At 44.2% G+C, this 22,297-nt stretch carries 24 protein-coding genes; 13 read left to right on the top strand and 11 right to left on the bottom strand.

Annotated features, from left to right (window positions below):
* Positions 1-21: 21 nt before the first annotated feature.
* Positions 22-1,617 carry a polyamine aminopropyltransferase gene (locus P0M28_RS15705; RefSeq protein ID WP_302203380.1) on the bottom strand — a complete coding sequence of 532 codons (1,596 nt, stop codon included), beginning with the start codon at positions 1,615-1,617 and terminating at the stop codon, positions 22-24.
* Between the two features lie 192 nt (positions 1,618-1,809).
* On the opposite strand from P0M28_RS15705, the gene P0M28_RS15700 reads away from it, so the two are divergent.
* On the top strand, positions 1,810-2,361 hold the full coding sequence (locus tag P0M28_RS15700) for a hypothetical protein (protein ID WP_302203378.1): 552 nt from the start codon (positions 1,810-1,812) through the stop codon (positions 2,359-2,361).
* Between the two features lie 17 nt (positions 2,362-2,378).
* Here P0M28_RS15700 and P0M28_RS15695 read toward each other — a convergent pair whose 3' ends face one another.
* Positions 2,379-3,227: a DUF350 domain-containing protein gene (locus P0M28_RS15695; RefSeq protein ID WP_302203376.1), complete on the bottom strand. Its 849-nt coding sequence runs from the start codon at positions 3,225-3,227 to the stop codon at positions 2,379-2,381.
* Between the two features lie 249 nt (positions 3,228-3,476).
* Here P0M28_RS15695 and P0M28_RS15690 point away from each other — a divergent pair, with 249 nt between their 5' ends.
* A complete protein-coding gene (locus P0M28_RS15690) occupies positions 3,477-4,859 on the top strand; it encodes a hypothetical protein (protein WP_302203374.1) in 1,383 nt (460 codons plus the stop codon).
* Positions 4,860-4,886: 27 nt separating this feature from the next.
* On the opposite strand, the gene P0M28_RS15685 is transcribed toward P0M28_RS15690, so the two are convergent.
* From P0M28_RS15685 to P0M28_RS15670, 4 genes are all read right to left on the bottom strand, one after another.
* A complete protein-coding gene (locus P0M28_RS15685; RefSeq protein ID WP_302203373.1) occupies positions 4,887-5,624 on the bottom strand; it encodes a hypothetical protein in 738 nt (245 codons plus the stop codon).
* 116 nt (positions 5,625-5,740) lie between these two features.
* On the bottom strand, positions 5,741-5,956 hold the full coding sequence (locus P0M28_RS15680) for a hypothetical protein (protein ID WP_302203372.1): 216 nt from the start codon (positions 5,954-5,956) through the stop codon (positions 5,741-5,743).
* Positions 5,957-6,118: 162 nt separating this feature from the next.
* Positions 6,119-6,484 (bottom strand): hypothetical protein, encoded by a 366-nt coding sequence (locus P0M28_RS15675; protein WP_302203371.1) that lies wholly within the window; start codon positions 6,482-6,484, stop codon positions 6,119-6,121.
* Positions 6,485-6,494: 10 nt separating this feature from the next.
* Positions 6,495-7,391: a cupin-like domain-containing protein gene (locus P0M28_RS15670; protein ID WP_302203369.1), complete on the bottom strand. Its 897-nt coding sequence runs from the start codon at positions 7,389-7,391 to the stop codon at positions 6,495-6,497.
* Positions 7,392-7,644: 253 nt separating this feature from the next.
* On the opposite strand from P0M28_RS15670, the gene P0M28_RS15665 reads away from it, so the two are divergent.
* The 4 genes from P0M28_RS15665 (at position 7,645) to P0M28_RS15650 (ending at position 12,092) form a co-directional block, all read left to right on the top strand.
* The gene (locus P0M28_RS15665; RefSeq protein ID WP_302203367.1) at positions 7,645-9,120 is read left to right on the top strand and encodes a BamA/TamA family outer membrane protein; all 1,476 of its coding nucleotides are present in this window, start codon (positions 7,645-7,647) and stop codon (positions 9,118-9,120) included.
* Between the two features lie 114 nt (positions 9,121-9,234).
* Positions 9,235-11,304, top strand: coding sequence for a methionine--tRNA ligase (gene metG, locus P0M28_RS15660; protein ID WP_302203365.1), 2,070 nt, complete (start codon positions 9,235-9,237; stop codon positions 11,302-11,304).
* Between the two features lie 174 nt (positions 11,305-11,478).
* The gene (locus P0M28_RS15655; protein ID WP_302203363.1) at positions 11,479-11,658 is read left to right on the top strand and encodes a hypothetical protein; all 180 of its coding nucleotides are present in this window, start codon (positions 11,479-11,481) and stop codon (positions 11,656-11,658) included.
* Positions 11,659-11,714: 56 nt separating this feature from the next.
* The gene (locus tag P0M28_RS15650) at positions 11,715-12,092 is read left to right on the top strand and encodes a co-chaperone GroES (protein WP_302203362.1); all 378 of its coding nucleotides are present in this window, start codon (positions 11,715-11,717) and stop codon (positions 12,090-12,092) included.
* 130 nt (positions 12,093-12,222) lie between these two features.
* On the opposite strand, the gene P0M28_RS15645 is transcribed toward P0M28_RS15650, so the two are convergent.
* Positions 12,223-12,408 carry a hypothetical protein gene (locus tag P0M28_RS15645; protein WP_302203361.1) on the bottom strand — a complete coding sequence of 62 codons (186 nt, stop codon included), beginning with the start codon at positions 12,406-12,408 and terminating at the stop codon, positions 12,223-12,225.
* 584 nt (positions 12,409-12,992) lie between these two features.
* Here P0M28_RS15645 and lysS point away from each other — a divergent pair.
* From lysS to P0M28_RS15625, 4 genes are all read left to right on the top strand, one after another.
* Positions 12,993-14,729 (top strand): lysine--tRNA ligase, encoded by a 1,737-nt coding sequence (gene lysS / locus P0M28_RS15640; protein ID WP_302210903.1) that lies wholly within the window; start codon positions 12,993-12,995, stop codon positions 14,727-14,729.
* Between the two features lie 40 nt (positions 14,730-14,769).
* A complete protein-coding gene (locus P0M28_RS15635) occupies positions 14,770-15,264 on the top strand; it encodes a DUF4240 domain-containing protein (RefSeq protein ID WP_302203360.1) in 495 nt (164 codons plus the stop codon).
* 94 nt (positions 15,265-15,358) lie between these two features.
* Entirely contained in the window at positions 15,359-15,505 is a 147-nt protein-coding gene (locus P0M28_RS15630) for a hypothetical protein (protein ID WP_302203359.1), read from the top strand.
* A 36-nt stretch (positions 15,506-15,541) separates the two neighbouring features.
* Positions 15,542-15,883, top strand: coding sequence for a hypothetical protein (locus tag P0M28_RS15625; RefSeq protein ID WP_302203357.1), 342 nt, complete (start codon positions 15,542-15,544; stop codon positions 15,881-15,883).
* Between the two features lie 68 nt (positions 15,884-15,951).
* Here the strand turns inward: P0M28_RS15625 and P0M28_RS15620 are convergent, their stop codons facing one another.
* The 3 genes from P0M28_RS15620 to P0M28_RS15610 form a co-directional block, all read right to left on the bottom strand.
* Positions 15,952-16,293 carry a DUF5615 family PIN-like protein gene (locus P0M28_RS15620; protein ID WP_302203355.1) on the bottom strand — a complete coding sequence of 114 codons (342 nt, stop codon included), beginning with the start codon at positions 16,291-16,293 and terminating at the stop codon, positions 15,952-15,954.
* Complete coding sequence (locus P0M28_RS15615; protein WP_302203353.1) at positions 16,290-16,523, bottom strand: DUF433 domain-containing protein; 234 nt, start codon at positions 16,521-16,523, stop codon at positions 16,290-16,292. Before P0M28_RS15615 ends, P0M28_RS15620 begins: the two co-directional genes overlap by 4 nt.
* A gap of 417 nt (positions 16,524-16,940) precedes the next feature.
* Positions 16,941-17,150: a type II toxin-antitoxin system HicB family antitoxin gene (locus tag P0M28_RS15610; protein WP_302203352.1), complete on the bottom strand. Its 210-nt coding sequence runs from the start codon at positions 17,148-17,150 to the stop codon at positions 16,941-16,943.
* A 173-nt stretch (positions 17,151-17,323) separates the two neighbouring features.
* On the opposite strand from P0M28_RS15610, the gene ileS reads away from it, so the two are divergent.
* The 3 genes from ileS to P0M28_RS15595 all read left to right on the top strand — a co-directional run bounded on the left by ileS (position 17,324) and on the right by P0M28_RS15595 (position 21,899).
* A complete protein-coding gene (gene ileS / locus P0M28_RS15605) occupies positions 17,324-20,689 on the top strand; it encodes an isoleucine--tRNA ligase (protein WP_302203350.1) in 3,366 nt (1,121 codons plus the stop codon).
* An 89-nt stretch (positions 20,690-20,778) separates the two neighbouring features.
* Positions 20,779-21,177, top strand: a complete 399-nt coding sequence (locus P0M28_RS15600; protein WP_302203348.1) for a hypothetical protein — start codon at positions 20,779-20,781, stop codon at positions 21,175-21,177.
* Positions 21,178-21,251: 74 nt separating this feature from the next.
* Entirely contained in the window at positions 21,252-21,899 is a 648-nt protein-coding gene (locus P0M28_RS15595) for a lipoprotein signal peptidase (RefSeq protein ID WP_302203346.1), read from the top strand.
* Here P0M28_RS15595 and P0M28_RS15590 read toward each other — a convergent pair.
* Complete coding sequence (locus P0M28_RS15590; RefSeq protein WP_302203344.1) at positions 21,883-22,263, bottom strand: hypothetical protein; 381 nt, start codon at positions 22,261-22,263, stop codon at positions 21,883-21,885. The two genes, P0M28_RS15595 and P0M28_RS15590, sit on opposite strands and share 17 nt — an antisense overlap.
* Positions 22,264-22,297 lie beyond the last annotated feature (34 nt).

Below are 22,297 nucleotides of genomic sequence, written 5' to 3'. Positions count from 1 at the left end.
ATCATTATTCATTAATCATTATCAATACCAGTCCCAATTGCCTTTTAGGTAGTATTGGTAAAGTACTGGGTTGTGGATTTGATTGACTTCTACGCTGTCGAGTGGTAAGCCGTAGATATTTTTGCCGAAGGTGGTCATCATCTGCATAGCTTCCTGATTGAGCCACTGGGTAGAAACATGATTAAAAGTCAGCTGTTGAAGCTGACTTTTTACGTTTACAGTCGTGCTGGATTTTACGCCCAATATCCAGCCCCACTCGCCCATCGTTACAATTTGGTTGTGTAGCCTAGCCGTTTGAAATCCCGCCGCCGCTACCGTTTTATCAATACAGCGAAACGCCCGAGTGGCAAAGTAGGGGCTACCCGCTTGGGTGATGAACACCCCTCGCTCCCGCAAGTGCCGATAGGCCAATCGGTAAAATTCCTCAGTATACAGCCGATTAAGATCAACTGATTTGGGGTCGGGAAGATCGATAATGACTACATCAAAATACTGGCTAGTTTGTTCTAGAAAAGTGTAAGCGTCCTGATTGTAGATACTCACTTTAGGATGATACAATGCACTATCGTTCAGGTTAAGTAGTACCGAATTTTCTTTACCCAAATCAGTCATCGCCGGATCTAAATCTACCAACGTAATATCCTCTACCGAAGGGTACTTTAGAATTTCGCGTACCGCGCAACCGTCACCTCCGCCTAAAACTAACACCTGCTTAGGATTCGGTGCTAATGTCATTGCTGGATGAACCAGTGGCTCGTGGTACAGTACTTCGTCTACTGTACTCAGTTGCTGATTTCCGTTGATGTAGAGCCAGTAATCGTTTTTCCATTGGGTGAGCACAATCTTCTGGTAACGGCTTTGCTGCTCAAAAACTACCTTATCGCGATAGCGTTGTTGCTCACCGAACAGGATAATGGGTTTAGCAAAGATCAAACCACTCAAAAGCACTGCTCCCACTGCGCCCCCAATACTGCCCAGCAATTTGCGGTTGAAGGCAGACAGATATTGCCACAGCATAAGCAGCAGAACAATGGCTACCGTAAAATTGACAAAAGCTAGCACGAAGGGCGTATAGGTTAATCCCAGATAGGGCAAACCCACGAAAGCAAAAAAAATACCTCCCAGCAGACTACCAAAATAATCTTTCTCCATCACTGATGCCACATTAATCCGCAGCGACTCAAAAGTATCGTTCACCCGAATGACCAACGGGATTTCTAACCCAATCAGTAGACCAATGCTCATGCACAGACCGTAAATAATCAGTCCGGTATACAGGGTGTAGCCCGAAGCCAAGTAGGCCAGTAAAGCCGAAAAACCGCAAAGTATTGATAGCGTAAATTCAACCAGAATAAACTTTTGCAGCAAATCTTTCTGAAAGAAACTGCTTAGTCGGCTACCCAACCCCATCGAAAATAGCATCAGCGAAACAATCATCGTCCACTGGAATACTGAGTCACCCAAGAAGTAAGTAGCCAACGTCGAGAGCACATACTCCGCCACAATACCCGCCAGCCCAGTAGCAAACAGCGATATTTTAAGTATCCGGGATTTGGAGCGATTAACACTGGGGGATGGAAAATTGCTACTAGTAGAAGAAGATTGAGTCGAAGGCATATTATATCATCAAAAGTAACACTTTCTATCTGTGTTAGCGGTTCTTCTTATCTTGAAAATTACTCATGAATTAGTAGTTAGTTAGGACTGTACAGTCATTCTTAATAAGAAGTTTCAAAAACCAAGATCACGCCCCCACCTTTTAAGGGTAATATATGTCTTGATAAAGAAGGTGCCTCAAATTTATTGCTTATGAAAAATTGGCGGATAATTATTTTACTGTTAATCAGTGTAGTGGCTTGTAGCGAAGACGAAGACCCACAAAGCAAACCTCAGGGTAAAGGTGGTTTATTATTTAACGGGAAGGAATACGAAGTTAAATTGCTTGCGGGTGATGCTGGCTGTACTGGCAATCTTTCCTTGTCCATGAGTTATGATGATACGCTCAATACTCGTGTATCTATAGTACTGAACAATTTTTCAGCGGAAGAAGGAGTATACACGCTTCGGAGAAATGAGGTCGGACAGAACGAATGTATGTTAGATATAACTGTTGTAAGCCACTATGTCTATCTTTTTGGTAACGGGGGGAGGCCGAGTGGTTCATACGGTATTGTAGAAGATAAAGGCATCAATGAACTCGTCATCACCTGCTATGATTCAGCAGCTCAACATTTAGAAGGTCGTTTCCAGATGACATTAGCTATTCAAAATCAACGTCGTATTCCCAATATTAATTATCCCGATACACTGCAAATTACTTATGGTACATTTGTGACAGATGTTTTGCCACTGCGGGAGTGAATTGAAAGCAGCTTTATTCATAAACACAAAGTAATTAGCACGGAACCGCCTACGTAGGCAAATGCCTCGATTAATCCGGCACCTACGTTGGGTTTTTCCTGGTTGATAAGTTCGTCGGTCAAACTACGGCCGGGTAGCAGAATTTTATCGGTAAGCCAACGGACGATGGGTAAAAATGCCAGTCCAATTAGCACGTCAATGCCTACGTCGGTTAGGGATTCTTGCCAGCTAAAAAAATCGGTCATCAGGCCGTAGCGAATGAGGTTGGCAATGGAAATTAATGCTCCGGCAAAACCCAAGCCTACTGCTACATTATCTCGCTCAATCTGGTCATGAACATCAAACGGAATAAGTGCTGAGTAAAGGTAAGCAGTAATGATCAACAACACTTGCCCTACTACCCAAAACACGACTGCCGTTAAGAATCCACCGCCCTGACCAGATACTGCCCCCATAATAATCAGCCCGGTACCAATAGCGTTGGCCCCTTCAATCACTCCGGTTCCGGCGTTGCGATCTTCAATAATTTCTTGGTAGACGCTGAACCGCCGAAGAATGATTTTATCATTGATGAGAATGGATAGATTCAGTAGCAGAATGGCTAGCAAACCATAGGCAGAAATATTGATAATATCATCAAACAAACCAGCCGAAGGTCCCATCACGGCTCCCACAATTGCTAGCAGTAAGCCAATAAAGTAGCCAACGTGCGATACGGCAAAAGCAAAGTTATCCTTTTCAACTAGCTCTGCCTGCACCCTAATGTTTCGATGAAACAGTTGATGAATCCACTTTCCCAGCAGGAATAAAATAAAACAGAGTGCCAAATACGTAATGGCGGATAGAATGGCATCTAAAATTGGCATGGAATAGTTGGTTAGTTTTTACTCGTCGGCTAAGTTAAAAATACGTAGGGTTTGTTGCTCTGTTTTTAGCGAATAGAACTAAAATACTCTTCAGGCACTAAAAAAGTATTATTTTAACAAATATGTAATTAATTATAAAGATAGGCTAAATAATACACAGGTGCCTTCTAAATGAGGAAATTACGGCTTATCGTGTAACTAAGCCGTTTATTTGACGGAAAAGTTTGATCAATCGCAAAAGAATAGACCATGAAAACGTCTTACTTAGGATACTGTGTGCTGGTGAGCGCACTACTATTAACTTCGTGCCAAGAAGAAAAAGTTAGTGAAGAAGTGCAGGATAATACCCCACTACTGACGGTACAAGTGGAAGAAGGCTACCTTCTTAGTGACGAAAATATATTGGAGCGGGAATGGCTTTTTGTTTCTACCGATGATGGGGAAGTATTACGAACCCAAGAAGTAGTGAACGGGGAAAATCTTACCATCAAGCGTCCTGAGGGGGCTGCCGATGAGTCGTTTACTATTTCCCGGGCCAGAGTTTTTGAAAGGTTAGATACTCAAAAACAATTTTTATATCTATTAAGCTACACTGATGTTTCTTCGCAAAACTGGGTATTCGAGGGGAAAGATATCACTTCGGATAATCCTGGGGCACCGAGTGTTCCTTCATTGTATGAAGTTGAAGGTAGCTTTGTATCTTCCAGTTTGTTATACGCTATTCATGCGAAAGGCAACCTAAGTGTAGAAAGGCAGGCTACCCCTATCAGTGACGGGTTTCAGGTGGATTTTAAGGCATTTATAGAAGAAGAGAAAGCCCCCCTATACATCAATATTTTTGACGATCAGCCCCAATACTTATACACTGATGTGGAATTTGGCAAAGAATATAGCTTTACCCCTCAGGACTTTAAACCGATGAACCTGGTCAAAACAATACAGCTACCTTCGCTAGCTAGCGCATCGACAGCAGTCTACGGTACAGCTATAGACGGCACTTGGATTATAGCTTATCAATCAGTGTTGAGCGAAGGGAAGTCTGAAATTTCCTACTATCTTCCGGAACATGACTTCAAAAAGCTTGACTATATCTTTAGAGCCAATGTAGACGAACGCGTAAATTACTATCGGTCCGATTACAACAATATCCCGGATAATTATGATATTCCTTCTTCAGTCAGCTATCAGATCAATGAAAATAAATTGAATAACTTTTCAGCATCGGCAGATTTAGCTTCAGATTTCTGGTTAGTGAGTAGCTTTAGCCATGAGCGAAACCATAAGGTTGAGCGAGCTAGTATACACGTTAACGGAGGGAATAATCAAAACATCGCTTTCGCCATTACGCTGCCGGAAGAGATTGCCCAAGAGTATCCCGCTGTAGCTGACCGCCTTGATAATTTTTCTTTAGAAAGAATAAACTTGAGCAACTACAATAATATAGATTCTTATCAAGAATATACCGCTACTCTCTACGATCAACTTTCTCTGGGGAATAGCTTTTACGAAAACATCTCTATCAATATCAGTGATTCTGAGAATGGTCGCTGGGATACTGCTAGCTCTACTCAGACAAACTACCGTGAAGATTTATATGGCCCGGGAGGAAAGTATGATCCGGCAAACTGGTAAAGTAATCTAGTAGCAATTTTTGAAATGCTACTTTCCGAACCCACCACTGCTGCGCGAGCGGGAACTGCTACTACTGCTACCCCCGTAGCGAGAACTAGCCCGGGATGTACGTTGGCTGCTACTACGAAAGTCACGACTGGAGGTGCGGGTACGCCAAGTAGTGTTAGGCTTCGTGGTGGTGGTATAGCGACTATTGGTACCGTAGGCTCGTCGGTTATTTACCGTGGGTCCGTAGTAGGGCCGCCCGCTACTGCGGTAGCCTCGGTAATCGTCGTAGTAGGAGCGGCGTACCGGAAACGCCGCCATGTTAAATAAGCTACTCAGTAGCGCGTATTTTCCGTAGAATGACCAGAAGGTTTCACCACCAGCCCCTTGCTGCCACTGTCCGTATTGCGGGTTGCCCACGTAGTTACCGTAGCCCGGAGGGGCAGCGGTTTTGGAAACTTCTCCTTGTTGGTTCTTAGAAACAATTTCCATCCCCATATTGTCGATGTTCCGATTGAAGAAATCTTCGCTTACAGTATACCATTCGGTAATTTCCTCTTCAGGAATGCTATCCCCGTCATTCGTTTGTTTAATGATACGATACTTGTGCTTGTATTCTGGATAAAAATTTCCCTCCTGATCCATATCGTACAGAATGACGGAATATGCTGGCACATTCGTCATATCCCGAATAAAATTATCTACCGGACTTTTCTCGAAGGAGTTGGAGCGACAAGCGACAAGCGTGAGGATAGAAAGGGCGAGAGTTATGTATTTCATGGTTCGTTAGTGCTTGATATTTTTCTTACAGAAACTTAATTAAGGTAGCGACAATACCTGAGGTCAATCCGATAATGGTGAGTGCCACTCCAATCATCCACTTAATAAGGCTTGCTTTAGCTAATCTGTTTCGTTAAATCTGTTCTTACGCTAGCTATTTCTTTTCGTAAATCCGCGCTGGCATTGACAACATCTTCTTTAGTCGCTAAATGCTCTTTTCGGTCGTCAAATTTTTGGGTAACGAGGCTTTCAATCTCGTTAACCGGAGCTTCTGCCTCTTCAGGGGGAAGACTGGTTTTTTTGATAAGCTCGTACATTCGGACGGTATTCATCTAACTACTTTTCGAATGCCGTTTATTTTAAATAAAAAAAGTCGTACTTCAAAATACGACCTTTCTGGCAGGAATGTTCCTAATAGTTTTTTCTACGTGAGAAATCCTTTCAACATCTTAGTACTCGATAATTTGCGTACTTCAGCGATAAAGCTGTTATAGCTATGGGTTTTCTTGCTTCAAGCTGTCAATCAAACCTTCTATCTGAAACCTCAGCGATTCTTGCTTTTCACCTGGCCGGAAGAGTTCTCCTACTAAATTAGGCATCGGAATTACTTTTGTTAAGTCAGGCTCATCGATTGGCATATCCTCAACCTCGTCTAAGTTTGGACGGCTTATCAGCATAGTATGAGCCACTTCATTAGCAGAATCCTTTCGGAAAGTGCTTGGTGCTCTTGAAATGTTATCAGGTGCTATTTGGCTTAGCAGAACTGGATAACTACTTGACATTGTTATGTCTGCTTCCCTGAGGTAGTAGAAAATTGCTGTGATAAGCAAGACAAATCCTGTGGCAGCTATCCGGTTCATAACATAATAGTTACTGTGGAATTAATTCTGATTCTTCTTTGGTAGCCTTACGAATAGCGTTATTGGCGCGACGGTCAGCTATCTGTTGCTTAGTCTCAAACCACTGATCGCCCATTGCTTTCCGCATAGACCAGTCTACCGCCTGACGGACACTAATATTCATCAACCCCTTAAAGCGCTTAGAAAGATGTGGATTTAGTGAGCGCAGACTCATGCCAAAACCACCTTCGGTGTACTCAATGTAGTGCCAGTATTCGCCGGGCATAAAGAGGGTGTCGCCGTGTTTGATTTCGCACTCAAAGCCTTTCACGTAACTTAGACCGGGAAAACGCTCGTAGTCTGGCTTGGCCACGTTCACTCCAGTATGTACGTTTAATGGGTAACGATACAGCAAGTGAGAGTATTCCGGGGCAAATAGCACCACGCGACGTTTGCCTTCAAACTGAGTTAGAAAAACGTTCGACATATCAATATCTTGGTGCATCCGGGCTATTGAGCCTTGACCGCCGAAGAACATATAAGGAAAGCCTTTTAAAAACGTAGTGTTGATGGGTGGAAACTCAAAGTCGTCCATCAGTTGCGGGCAGTCTTTAAAGATATTCCACAGATGAATCCGCAAGTCGGTAGGAGTGGTAGCGATCAGATCTAAGTAATCAGCAAACTTCATTTTGCGGTGGGGCACCTTCATGGTTTTGTCCAGGTCAGATTCCCGGTTTTCAAAAACCCCAATGGTTAGCTCGCCCGCCACGCGCTTAAAGTACTCAAAGTTCCACTCATCGTAGGCTTTGGTTCCTTTCAGCAACCCACGCAGAATAACCGGCTTCTGCGGAATAAGGTAGTTTTCTTCAAAATGACGAAGATCAATATCTTCAATAATGTCGATAGGATGATTATAGTCAAGTGCCATAAAAGTAATCAGTTATGCGTGTACCCTTTAAAAGAGCGAATTTACGGTATTTTTAGAAAATAGATAGGAATAAGCGACAATTAAGCCCACAAAGTTGTCTGCCGATCAAAAATTTAGTATTCTAATCGGCTATATTAGCGCAATTAAGTCGTAATCAGTACATATACGGACTTACTCAAGCTAGGTACACAATAAATATCGTTAGTTTTACTTGAATAAATAAAGCTCATCTTCTATATCAAAGGGAAATACCGTGCGGAACTGGGGTAAGTACATTGGTTGGTTATGGTTGGGAGTGCTTACGTTCTCGGTTCAGGCTCAAACGCTACCCTCCGATAGCTCAGCAATTGGGGCTCCCGTTCGTACCGATAGTGCTCAATTCCTATCTGATTTTATTACTATTGATCGAATTTTTGTACTTGGCAACCGCATTACTAAACAAAGTATTATTGAGCGGGAGCTGAGTATATCCGAAGGGCTAACATTTCCCGCCTACGAACTGAATAAATTACTCAAGGAAGATCGGAAAAAGCTGATGAATACTCGGCTCTTTCTAGATGTCGACCTGCACGTGGTGGAAATTCAGCCCGGTCAGGCTGATGTTATTATCCGGGTGGCTGAGCGCTGGTATACAGTACCTACTCCCTATCTGGCATTGCCAGCGGCTGTTAGAAATATCAATGTGTTTTTAGATGATCCCGATTGGAATTTACTAACCTACGGCATAAAGTTTACGCAATTTAATTTTCGGGGCCGGAACGAACGGTTGGCTGCTATTGCCCAATTCGGTTTCACCCGAGAGTTTTCCATAGAATATTCCATCCCTTATGTGGATGCTGCTCAAAAGAACGGAATTGAGGTGGGGTTTAGCTATTCTGAAAACCGGAATACTAACTATATGACCCGTGACCATAGATTTCAGTTTAGCAACAATGTGCTAGATGCCCCGCTCAACCCTGCTTTACGAGAGGTGATTGCCTCGCTGGGTTGGAGCTATCGCCCTAGCTATTATAACACCCACGGAATTACTCTCTCCTACTCCGATGCGCTGGTGGCCGATACGGTGCTGGGACTAAACCCTGACTACTTTACCCACGGTGATAATCGGCAGCAGTACTTTATGCTTAATTATACCGCCCGTGGCGACTATCGAGATTTTATTGGCTATCCGCTAAAGGGATACCAATGGCGAACCTCGGTGAGCAAACTAGGGCTGGGAATATTTGACCACATTGATATTTTTCGAGTTTCAGGATCGTACAGTCACTTTCTTGATTTGGGCAAGGGGTTTTACTTTGCTACCTCGGCCTACGGCTACTTTAGTACTCCGCGCTTTCAGCCCTACGCTAACTTCCGGGGGTTGGGCTACCGGGGCTTGTGGTTGCGGGGCTATGAGCTGGATGTTATTGAGGGGCAGTCTTTTGTGATGAATCAGAATACCATTCGGAAACGCATCTTCGACCGGGAGTTCGACTTTTCCCGCATTATTCCTATCGATCAGTTCAACGTGATTCCGCTCAGTATTTATTTGAAGGGGTACATTGATCAAGGCTACGTGAGTAATACCATTCCGTACGAGCAAAGTGACCGCCTATCCAATCGCTACCTGATGGGTTATGGGCTGGGCATCGACTTCGTTACTTTTTATGATTCGGTATTCCGCGTAGAGTACTCCTGGAAGATAGATGGCACCAATGGGCCGTATTACAGTTTTCGGACGGCCTTTTAGTGCTGGTTGCAAACGGTCGCCGTGCGATTGCAAGACTAAAAATTACAAATTGGCTGAGCATATTTTAAAAGCAAACGCATACAATTTGTAATTTGCAATTTTTAATTCAGTATCATGACCAACGCACGAATAACCGTCACCGCCGCACTACCTTACGCCAATGGCCCGTTGCACATTGGGCATATTGCCGGGGCGTACTTACCCGCCGATATTTTTGTCCGCTACCAGCGTCAGCAGAAACGCGACATAATTTTTATGAGTGGCAGTGATGAGCACGGGGCGGCCATTATGCTTCGGGCTAAAAAAGAAGGAATATCGCCTCGCGAGATTATTGATAAGTACCACGAGCAAAATAAGGAGACCTTCGAGCGTTTTGGTATTTCGTTTGATATGTACCACCGCACTTCCGAGCCTATCCACCACCAAACTTCCCAAGAGTTTTTTACCACCCTATATGAAAAAGGTGAATTTACCGAGCAGGAGTCGGAGCAGTACTACGACGAAGAATATCAACAGTTTCTGGCTGACCGCTACATTACCGGTACTTGCCCTGTTTGTGGTCATCCTGAGGCTTACGGCGACCAGTGCGAAAATTGTGGCTCATCACTTAGCCCTACTGACTTGATTAATCCCAAATCAACCCTGAGCGGAAAAACTCCGGTGCTGAAGCCCACTAAGCATTGGTACTTACCCCTTGATAAATATCAGCCCTGGCTAGAAGAGTGGTTACTTAAGGGTAAACAAGGCAAGTGGAAACCGAATGTATACGGACAATGTAGCTCCTGGCTGAAAGCCGGTTTACAACCTCGAGCCATGACCCGCGACCTAGATTGGGGCGTAGATGTTCCGTTACCCAACACCGAAGGGAAGAAGCTGTACGTATGGCTGGATGCTCCCATCGGCTACATTTCAGCGACCAAGCAGTGGGCGCAAGACAACGAAAAAGATTGGGAACTGTACTGGAAACAACAAGCTGACGAAGCAGACAACGCCCGCCTAATTCACTTCATCGGTAAAGATAATATCGTCTTCCACTGCATTATCTTCCCGGCTATTTTGCACACCCACGGTGAATACATTCTGCCCGAAAACGTGCCCGCCAACGAATTTCTGAACCTAGAAGGTCGTAAGCTATCTACCAGCCGAAACTGGGCGGTATGGCTACATGAATATTTAGATGAATTACCAGACAAACAGGATGAACTTCGCTACACTTTGTGTTCCATAATGCCAGAAAACAAGGATAGTGAGTTTACTTGGAAGGATTATCAGGCTAAGAACAACAATGAACTGGTAGCAATACTAGGCAACTTTGTTAACCGTACGCTAGTACTGACTCAGAAATACTTTAATGGGGTGGTTCCACCGTGCCACGAACTACAATCCATTGATGAAGAAGTTTTACATAAGCTTGAAGATATTCCTCAAAAACTAGCAACCGCTATTGAAAGCTTCAATTTCCGCGAAGCCCAAAATTATATGATGGAATTGGCTCGAACCGGAAACAAGTACCTAGCCGATACTGAACCTTGGAAGGCGATTAAGGAAGATGAAAAACGAGTAGCAACCATTTTGAATATTAGTTTACAAATCACTGCTAGCTTATCGGTGGTCTGTCAACCGTTTCTTCCTTTCACTGCCCAAAGGTTACAGCAAATGCTCAACTTTCAGTCAGTCAATTGGAATGAAGCCGGAAAAAACAATTTGCTAGCGACGGAACATACCTTAGAAAAGCCAGCATTGTTATTTCAGAAAGTTGAAGACGAATGGGTAGAGCAGCAAGTAGCTAAACTTCACCAAGATGATGAGCTTACCATTGACGACCTTGAACCTATCGCAAAATTTGCCCCTATGAAAGAAGAAATTACTTACGACGATTTTGTAAAACTGGATATGCGGGTGGCCACCATTCTGACCGCCGAGAAAGTAAAAAAATCTAAAAAGTTACTAAAGATGACTTTAGATACGGGTCTTGACCAACGCACCGTACTCAGTGGTATCGCTCAGCACTACGAACCCGAAGCGATCATTGGCAAGCAAGTTTGCGTGCTGGTAAATTTGGCTCCGCGCAAGATGATGGGAATTGAATCGCAGGGTATGATTCTGATGGCGGAGGATACGGATGGGAAGCTGCTATTCATCCAGCCCGAGGGGAAAATTGATGATGGCAGTGGGATTAGCTAGCCAAACTTTAGCTGCTAAATATCCGTTGTCTGTCAGCACAATAGCATAGTGAAGGATTATTGTGAGTGGTAGCTAAAATTGATTAGAAAATATCCATTACTTTTGAAGTTGTAATCGAGATAGAGATGAACGAACCGCGTCCCACGGTGGAAACTTAAAAAACTGAGGAAAAGCATGAACCTAGCCGAAGCTAAGATCGCTTTCTTAAAAGAAGGAGTGAATGGGCTTCATGAAGTTTTTAAGGCGGTCAGTACCAATTTGGATGCTTTTATTGATGTCTACAATGAAACTCAGCAACAAAATCGCGCGGCGGAGCCGCCCCGACGAACCGTGAGGAGCGTTTCGAGCGACTAGAAAAACGCGTAGGCTTATCTTAGCGAACGAGCCACTTGGAAGAAAGAATCCAAACTATGGAATTGACAGCAGATAATAAACTCAAGAAATTAATCATCGTTGGTGATCGTATTCTGATCAAGCCGAAAAAAGCGACCGATAAAACTAAAAGTGGCTTATTTCTCCCACCGGGAGTGCAAGAAAAGGAAAAGGTGCAAACGGGCTACGTAATGAAAACTGGCCCCGGTTACCCTATTCCGATTCCGGCCGACGATGACGAACCCTGGAAAGAGCGCGACGAGCAAATTAAGTATATTCCCTTGCAGGCCAAAGAGGGTGACTTGGCGATGTTTCTGCAAAAAGGAGCGTTTGAAGTGATGTACGAAGGCGAGCAGTATATGATTGTGCCCCAAGCCTCCATACTAATGCTGGAGCGAGAAGAGGATTTATTTTAAGAATATGTTTAGGAACTAGCATACTGAATTTTTGCTAGAATGATAGTAACGAAGGCTCATTGTATAAAATTGATAGCAGTGGCGACTGTGTTTTTTCATAATCCTCCGCCAGCCTTCAGCCAGCCGGGCATCATTCGCTAAAGCTACGCTCTATCCACGCGACATTCGCTGCTAGCGACCTTTTTTTGGAATAAAGCTGTACGCTTTCTAGCTTCCACAACAACTCAATGCGGGACATCCCCATGCCTTCTATCCCATCATGACCATGTGCGGCACTTACACCAATCGCTACGGATAGTCCTAATTTATCTACCACTAGGTGGCGTTTCCATTCATTGATTTGTTTATTCCCGTCTATTCCTCGATCGCTAAATACAAAAGGATTAGTGATTCAATACTTTTGGTTTCCGATGTATTACCTTAACTACAAAACTATGAAGTTTCATTGGTTTATCGGTACGGTATACCCCGTATTGACATCTCAAAAGCTATCGCGCGACAGCCGCCATAGACGTAGCGTTTTGCCATCAAGATAGTCCCGATCAGTTTGCTTCCCCGCAATTTACTAACGCTACGTCTGGGTTCAGACAGCTACTTAAGTGGATAAAGAAACAGCAGGTAGATACAGATGATAGTTTCTTTTGTATGGAACACACAAGGCACTATACGCTGGCCTTATGTTATTTTTTGCAATCAGAAAGAGCTATCTTCTACGCTAGTAAGCCATCTGCATCTTAAGAAATCTTGGGCATTACCCGAGCGATTTCCCGCCAGGACGCGAAACAGGCTCGGCAAGACATGGTGCATTTTTGCGGGGCTGCCCCGCTGTCGTACACCCTCCCGTCTTCGGACTTCCGTCTTTTATTGCTTACCTTTGTCGCCTTAAAATTTAGAAACGCAATGGCACTGAGCGAACAAGAACTACACCGCCGCGAAGAACGGCAAAAACTGATAGCAGCTGGAATTAATCCGTACCCTCCTGAGACCTTTGAAGTTACCACAACTACCGAAGATATTCACCAAAATTTTGAGAAGGAACCAGAGCGGTTTAAGCAAGTAAACCTAGCCGGACGACTCATGCGCCGCCGGATTATGGGTAAGGCTTCCTTTGCCGAAATTCAGGATGCTACCGGACGAATTCAGATCTACGTAGCCCGCGATGAAATTTCCCCCGATGAGGATAAGAGTTTGTACAATACCGTGTTTAAGCAGTTGCTCGACTTGGGCGATATTATCGGGATCACTGGCTTCGTGTTTACGACCAAAACCGGAGAGACTACCGTACATGTGAAGGAGCTGAAGGTACTCACCAAATCGCTCCGGCCACTACCATTGCCCAAGGAAGTGCAGGACGAAGGCGGTACCACCAAAACCTACGATGCTTTTACTGACCCTGAACAGCGCTACCGCCAACGCTACGTCGATTTAATTGTAAACCCGCAAGTGCGGGAAACCTTTCGGAAACGGTCGCAACTGATGCAGTCGATGCGGGAGTTTTTGAATGACAAGGGCTACCTAGAAGTGGAAACCCCCATTCTCCAGCCATTGTACGGCGGTGCGGCGGCTCGTCCGTTCAAGACGCACCATAATACGTTGGACATGACACTCTACCTACGTATTGCCAACGAGTTGTACCTCAAACGACTTATTGTGGGTGGCTTCGACGGTGTGTACGAATTTGCTAAAGACTTTCGCAACGAAGGCATGTCGCGCTTCCATAATCCCGAATTCACCCAGATAGAAATTTACGTGGCCTACAAAGATTACTTCTGGATGATGGATCTGATGGAAGCTATGGTAGAAAAAGTAGCCCTGGATTTACACGGTACTACCGAAGTGCAGGTAGGCGAACATATCATCAATTTCCAACGTCCCTGGAAGCGGTTTACCATGTTTGAAGCCATTCAGCACTACACCAACATTGACATCAGCCAGATGGACGAAGCCCAACTGCGCGACACCGCCCGTAAGCTCAATGTACCCATTGACGATACAATGGGCAAAGGTAAGCTGATTGACGAAATCTTCGGCGAAACCTGCGAACCCCATCTAATTCAGCCGACATTCATTACGGATTATCCCGTAGAGATGTCGCCCCTGACCAAGCGGCACCGCGATAATCCCGAGCTGGTAGAACGCTTTGAGGCGATCTGTAATGGTAAAGAGATTATGAACGCCTACTCGGAATTAAATGATCCGGTAGACCAGCGGCAACGCTTTGAAGAACAACTTACGTTAGCGAACCGGGGCGACGAAGAAGCCATGATGCTAGATGAAGACTTTCTGCGGGCTTTAGAATACGGTATGCCTCCCACCGCCGGAGTAGGCTTGGGCATTGATCGCCTAACGATGATTATGACCAATCAACCCTCCATCCAAGAAGTGCTCTTCTTCCCTCAAATGAAACCAGAAGCCAAGCAGCAAGAGTCTTCTGACCAGGAGTTTATTGATCGCGGAGTGCAACCGGAGCTAATTCCCGTACTGCACAAGCTAGGTATCGTGACCGTGGCTCAGTTGCAGGAGGCTATTCCCAACAAGCTACACAACGACGTATGCGGAATGCGGAAGAAGATGAAGCTTAAGGATGTGAAAAACCCTACAAAGGAGGAAGTGGAAGGGTGGATATCTAATGGATAAATAGTTAAATAAATTTTTCTCGCCCAAAATTAGCCCCTTCATGAACAATGAAACCTTCTGGCAAATTATGCTAGAAACAAAAGAAGAATCTGATGGTGATCCAACCGAGCAACAAGAACTAATTGAAGAACGGCTATATCAACTGTCACCAGATCAAATTATTGAATACGATCGTATTTTCGGTGAGTTATATATTGGTGCGTATACCTGGAAATTGTGGGCAGCAGCATACGTAATCAATGGCGGTTGCTCAGACGATTGCTTTATGGATTTTCGAGGGTGGTTGATTGCTCAGGGTGAAGAGGTTTACACTAAAGCTTTAGCTGATCCTGATAGCTTATCAGAGCTTGAAAAACTAGAGGAAGATGTGAAGTGGGAGGGTTATGCATATTTAGCACATTCAGTTTATGAAGAAAAAACAGGAAAGGAGGTGCCCGAAAGAGGACAAAATCATCCCTCTGAACCAAAAGGAGAGGAATGGGATGAAGATAATTTAGATGAACTTCTACCAAAGTTGAGCCAGAAATATAATTAGTGGCAAAAGGATAATCATGTTCACTCTATACCGAAGAAGAGAAAGGAGAACTAGAGGCTATTAGAAATTATCATTCGCCTAGCTTATCAGAACGATGGAAAAACGCTACCCGAAAACCCTGTCCCAAGGAGCCAATAATACGGTGATCGCACTATCGTCTACCGAGGTAGCCAAGCTGTTCATTGAAGACACTCGCTCCGATATTGGTTCGGAAGCCGAGAAGATGAAATATGCCAACTAGATTAATACGCTGGTCGTCAAGTTTGTACGTCTCGATTTGGATGAAGCTAAAAAATGGGCGATGCTGGTAATGGAGCGACTTTATCCTTTAGACTTTCGCACTTACGAATATGAAGCGAGAGTGTTACAAATGGATGTGTTTGAAGAAGAATTGAAGCAACTGCACGAAGCTGGATTCGTACACCGCAATTCGCGTCGACCGTCCAGCGAAGCCGGAGAAGTATTTGATAATATCTTCCTAACCGAGCAAGGTATTCGATTAATTGATGTGGGAATTTCGGCTACACAAAGTATGGTTGGGGAGAAGCTATTTTCGCTGTATGTTGAACAGGAGAAAGAAGAAATGGCTGCTTTTAAGAATTATTATTTGTCACGGTAAATTGGTTTTGCTTGTGGCTATTGCAGCGAATGGTTCGAGTACGTCATGTTATACAAAGACTTCCCGTTTCAATCTATTCCTACAATTCTGTCTTGGTAAACAGACACCAATTTGTAGTCAATACTCATTCGTTTCATCTCCTCCCAGTTATTAAGCATAAACTGCCTAAATGTAGCTAATTTCATATTCCCTACTCTTATGTGAATTACTTTGGGTGGTGGCTCTGCTGTCACGATACGATTAGAAAAATCAACATCTTTAGTGATGATAGTCAACCCTTTTTCCTTCGCATATTGCCAAATTTGACTATCACTCCACTCGTCATCGATCTCTTTGACGTGTTGAAACCTTTCATCATGCCATAGCTTAAATTTGTAAGGCAAGTTCACATCCACCAGAAATTCTATCATGCCGTAGGTCGTATCTCATAATGATTCTCCATTAGCTTAGTAGCAAACCTTAAGCACGCATCAATATCTTCCGGTTCTAACGAAGGATATGCTTCAAGAATTTCTTCCTTGCTATCTCCCGCACTCAGAAATTCTAAGATTGTCTGTACGGTAATCCTTTTTCCCCGAATTGTCGGTTTTCCGTTACAGAGATCAGCATCTATTGTAATTCTATCAGTAATGTATTCCATATCTTCTTTCGTAATTCTTAGTCATAGATCAGGGCTACTGAATATTTGTGTATTGTCAGATTAGCATCTTTCAATCGTATACCGAAATAAGTTTCTGAGTTTTTTCCTGCATCAAAGCGAATTGTCTTTTCCTGCCCCGTCCCAATTTTGACTTTTACTGTATGTTTGCCCACGGAGGTATTTATAATATGTTCATTAGCTAAACTTATTGATGCATCAGTATTCGCGATTTGATCATAGATTTTGCCTCCATCTAAGTAAATTTCAACTCTCTCATTCCTGAAGGAATACTCTATCAGTAGATATACTTTTGAAGTTTTGCTATTCAATAATAAACAACTCGTTAAAACGAAGATCGATAAGACCGCTGAAGCTTTCACTAATTTTGATATTCCCTACATTCAACTCTAGGCAACTTCATGCCGCAAAGACTTCTTCTTTTACCAAGTGAAGTCGTACCATTTTAGGTCGGTCAGCTTCTTCTTCAAAATGACACTGTAATGCTTCCTTTATGTTATCTTTAAGCTCTTCCAGCGTTTCGCCTTCGGTAAAGATCGCATCGCTTAATGCTTTAGCGTGATACCCACCTTCCAGGTCTTCTTCAACTACAAAGATAATTTCAGTCATAGCAATCTTGATTTCTATAAAGATACTGATTTTTCAAACAGATTAAGCAGTCGCAAAATCAGCGATACTAATAAATCTTTTCCGGCACTTCCGCGTTATCTAAAGTCAGATTGGGCAAAAACCCTGACAGATTGTACCTTTGCCCTTTCCATACCTAAACAGTGAGGTTCAGCATGGCTCAGTCCGAAAAATTTCCGGAATATAAGCAAGTACACTATCCTAGCATTGCCGACGAAGTTCTGAAGTTTTGGCAGGAACAGAATATTTTTGAGAAGTCGATAGAGCAACGTCCGACCGATCAGTCGTTTACCTTTTACGAAGGGCCACCCTCGGCCAACGGCACTCCGGGTATTCACCACGTGATGGCTCGCAGTATTAAGGATATTTTTTGCCGTTACCACACCTTGAAAGGGAAGCGAGTAGAGCGCAAAGGTGGTTGGGATACTCACGGTTTGCCGGTGGAGCTAAAAGTAGAGAAGGAGCTAGGTATCACCAAAGAAGATATTGGGACGAAAATCTCTATTGAGGAATACAATCAGCGGTGTCGGGAGGCAGTGATGAAGTTCAAAAGTGAGTGGGACGACCTCACTCAAAAGATGGGTTACTGGGTTGACCTAGATAATCCCTACATCACCTTTGAGCGGGACTATATGGAAACGCTGTGGCACCTGCTCAAGCAACTGTACGAAAAGGATTTGATCTACAAAGGCTATACCATCCAACCCTACTCTCCCGCTGCCGGAACCGGACTCAGTTCGCACGAGCTGAATATGCCGGGTACTTATCAGGATGTGAAGGATACGTCTGCGGTAGCTCAATTTAAAGTAAAAGGCACAAAGAACGACTATCTCATCGCCTGGACCACTACGCCCTGGACACTGCCCGCTAACTCTGGTATTGCGGTAGGGGCGAACATCGACTACGTAAAGGTCAAAACCTTTAACCAGTATACCTACGAGCCAATCCAGGTGATACTGGCGAAAGACCGGATGGGTGCGTACTTCAGCGAGAAAGCGAAAGATGTCGCGCTTGAAGATTACTCTCCAGGCGATAAGCTCATTCCTTATCAAGTTATTGAAACGATAAAGGGAAGTGAGTTAGTCGGTACTAAATATGAGCAACTGTTGCCCTACATCACGCTACCGGAAGATTCGGGGGCATTCAGCGTTTTAGCCGGAGATTTTGTGACAACGGAAGATGGTACCGGATTGGTGCATCTAGCCAAAACCTTTGGAGCGGATGACTTCCGAGTGCTGGAGCAACAGGGTATTCCCGGCATTATGGTGAAGGATGAAAATGGGAATGACGCACCCATTGTCAACAAACAAGGTCGTTTCGTAGCCGAGATTACTGACTTTGCCGATATGCCGGTGAAGAACTACGATGATGAGGATGAAAATGCGGCTGGCTACCAATCCACCGATGTAAAAATCGCCATTAAGCTAAAGCAAGAGAATAAAGCCTTTAAGGTAGAAAAGTACGAGCACTCCTATCCGCACTGCTGGCGTACCGATAAGCCCATTCTCTACTATCCGTTAGAGTCCTGGTTCATTCGCACTACAGCTAAAAAAGATCAACTGGTTGCGCTGAACAAAACTATTCACTGGAAACCCGAATCTACCGGAACCGGTCGCTTCGGTAACTGGCTGGAAAATCTGGTCGATTGGAACCTGAGCCGTTCCCGTTACTGGGGCACTCCGTTACCCATCTGGCGTACCGAAGATGGTAAAGAAGAAAAATGCATTGGCTCAGTAGCTGAACTCACCGAAGAAATTAAGAAAGCAAATCAAGCGTTTGCGGGTGATGCTGAGCTAATACGAAAAAACAACGAAGCCCTCGCTAGGGAAGATTTACATCGGCCTTACGTAGATTGGATTACGCTAGTCAGTGATAGCGGTCAAAAAATGGTTCGTGAAGCAGATTTGATTGATGTTTGGTTTGATTCCGGGGCGATGCCCTACGCCCAGTGGCACTATCCGTTTGAAAATCAGGAAGTATTTGAGCAGCGTTATCCGGCGGATTTTATCTCCGAGGGAGTGGATCAAACCCGGGGCTGGTTCTTTACCTTGCACGCCATTGCCGGGCTGCTGTACGATAGCGTCGCCTTCAAAAATGTGGTTTCGACCGGACTGGTGCTGGACAAAAACGGCAATAAGATGTCTAAACGTTTGGGCAATGCGGTTGACCCATTTTCTACCTTAGCGGAACACGGACCGGATGCTACTCGCTGGTACATGATCTCCAACGCTAATCCGTGGGATAACCTAAAATTTGATATCGAGGGCGTAAAAGAAGTGCAACGTCGCTTCTTCGGAACGCTACAGAACACCTACGCCTTCTTCGCACTGTATGCCAACTTGGATAACTTTACTTTTGCTGAGGCAGAAATTCCGCTGGAACGACGAACTGAAAGCGATCGTTGGATTATCTCTAAACTACACAGCTTAGTAAAGCAAGTAGATGAAGCCTACGCAGATTATGAACCGACTCGAGCCGCCCGGGCGATTCAGGATTTTACCATAGATGATTTGAGTAACTGGTACGTTCGGCTGAACCGTAAGCGGTTTTGGCAGGGGGAATACAACGAAAACAAGCAAGCGGCTTACCAGACGCTATACACTTGCCTAGTCACACTGGCGCAATTGTCCTCCCCCGTAGCTCCGTTTTACTCCGAACATCTATTCCGCAGCTTGAATCAAGTAAGTCAGAAGCAAAGCAAAGAATCAGTGCATTTGACCGATTTTCCAAAGGCTGATGAAGGCGCGATTGATACGCATCTGGAAAATAAGATGCAGATGGCGCAGTCAGCTTCATCGTTAGTGCATTCCTTGCGGAAACAGCATACCATTAAAGTGCGACAACCGCTCTCGCGTATTCTGATTCCGGTGTTAGATGCTGATTTCAAGCAGCAGATGGAAGAAGTTGAGAATATCATCCTATCAGAAGTAAACGTGAAGGGAATTGAGTACATTGACGATACTTCGGGGGTGCTGGTGAAAAAGATCAAGCCCAACTTCCGTAAGCTAGGTAAGCAATACGGCTCGATGATGAAAGATATTAGCAAGGCCGTAGCACAAATGGGTCAGGAAGAAATAAACCGACTGGAGCAAGAGCAACAATACGAACTTGCTTTACCCCAGGAGCGTATTACTCTTACGACCGAAGATGTAGAAATTACTTCGGAGGATATTCCGGGTTGGTCGGTAGCGAGAGAAGGAAATATCACGGTGGCGTTAGACATTACCATTACCGAAGAGCTACGGCAGGAGGGAGTTGCCCGTGACTTGGTGAACCGCATTCAAAACCTACGAAAAGATCAGGGCTTGGATGTGCAAGACAAAATCCGAGTGAAAATTGCGGAAGGGGATACGCTTCTGAATGAGGCAGTGCTCAACCATCAGAAATATATCTGTCAGGAAACCCAGGCCGTAGAATTATCATTGGTGAATACGTTATCTGGCGGAACATCGTTAGAGATAGATGATATGTCCGTTAGCATCGTGCTGACCGTAGAAGAAAAGGCAGAAGCAAATGGCTAGGGCACGGGCAGCAGTTTACAGGGAAGGGCAGGAATTAGATAATCTTTAAGGTGTCAGGGTAAATAATTTTTTACTTTAACTAATGTGTTATGAAAACTTTCGGAGCGAACTGTCTTCTGTTTTTATCTGTACTCTTAGCAAGTTCGTTTATAAGTGTCACTAAAGATGAAGTGAACTTTTCAATTAAAATCAATGGAAAAGAAAAGGTAGACTTGGAAAAAGGCATCTCATCATCCGACCTACCGACTATAACCATTGAAGCGGACGACAAAGGACTAAGCGTTGAAAAATTTGATATAATCTTAGCTCGCGGAAATAGACCTGTTGAATATCCAGTCAAAACAATAGATGGAAATAGATTTGACTTGTCAGCCTACTCAGTAACCGCAAAACCAGGCGATAGAGTTGTAATTGAATTAAGGGAGATCGATGGTTTAGAAGAAGAACTTCCTGATGAAAAGAAACTGCTTATAATTCCAATAAAGTAAGTTTATCAAAATTGCTTAAAGACCCTTATAAGAGGGTTAATATCAAACAGAGAAAGAATAAACGACAAATCAGCGTGAAATACTGGAAATACTACTTGTTGAGTGTGGGCATTATTATTCTAGACCATACCGTAAAACTGCTCGTTCACAATAATATGGATATGGGAGTAGTGGGGCAAATTCCAGTATTAGGCGACTGGTTCAAACTGCACTACACCCTCAACCCCGGCATGGCTTTCGGCATGGAACTGGGGTCAGAATATGGTAAACTTATTCTCACCGTATTCCGTCTGTTTGCTATGGTCGGGATTGCCTATTATCTCTACATACTAGCAAAAAAGCAGGTGCATCAGGGGCTGTTATGGTCAGTAGCCCTAATCCTGGGCGGAGCCATCGGTAACGTAATTGACAGTGCTTTCTATGGCGTACTATTAGATAATGCTCCTTATGATTCATCTACGCCCTGGTTTCACGGGCAGGTGATCGATATGTTTTACATTGATATTTGGGAAGGCCGAGTGGCTGACTGGGTACCTGTGTGGGGAGGCAAGTACATGGCACTTTGGCCTATCTTCAATATTGCTGATGCTTCTATTTTTGTAGGTGTTGCCATTATCCTGCTTTTCCAGAACCGATTTTTTGGGGAAAAAGAAGCTCACTCTGTCGCTTCGGAAGTGCCAGCTTCTCAGCTAGAAAATCAGCAGTCTAATTCGATCGGCTAGCGGTCATACCAAAGCTATCATAACCCGCTACCACCTCGCCATCAAAGGTATTACCCTCAAAAGTACCAGTTACGTTTAGCTCCGTACCTTGAAAATATAAGCTAGCGTTTAGCGCGTTATCTTCAATCTTTAGATTGTCTAAGGCGGCGTTGCCCAGTGCCGACTGCATTTCTCCGGTGTAGCTATCACCATTTTTAGAAATAACCATCGTCCCGTCTACTGTGCCACTGGGTGTTCCCGTTACGGTGTAGTTCCAGGTTCCGGCGGGGTCATAAGTCATTGTTTTGGAAGAAGCACAACTGGTCAGCCAAAGTAGGGCGACAAATAAAACAGAGGTTAGGGAGAAAGATACTAGTGTTTTCATAGGATTATAGGTTGTTTTTATACCATATAATCTT

Origin of the sequence: Tunicatimonas pelagia (assembly GCF_030506325.1) — a bacterium.
In the GTDB taxonomy this organism is placed as follows: domain Bacteria; phylum Bacteroidota; class Bacteroidia; order Cytophagales; family Cyclobacteriaceae; genus Tunicatimonas; species Tunicatimonas pelagia.
The sequence above is the reverse complement of the archived record's forward strand: the minus strand, read 5'-3'. Positions and strand labels throughout refer to the sequence as shown.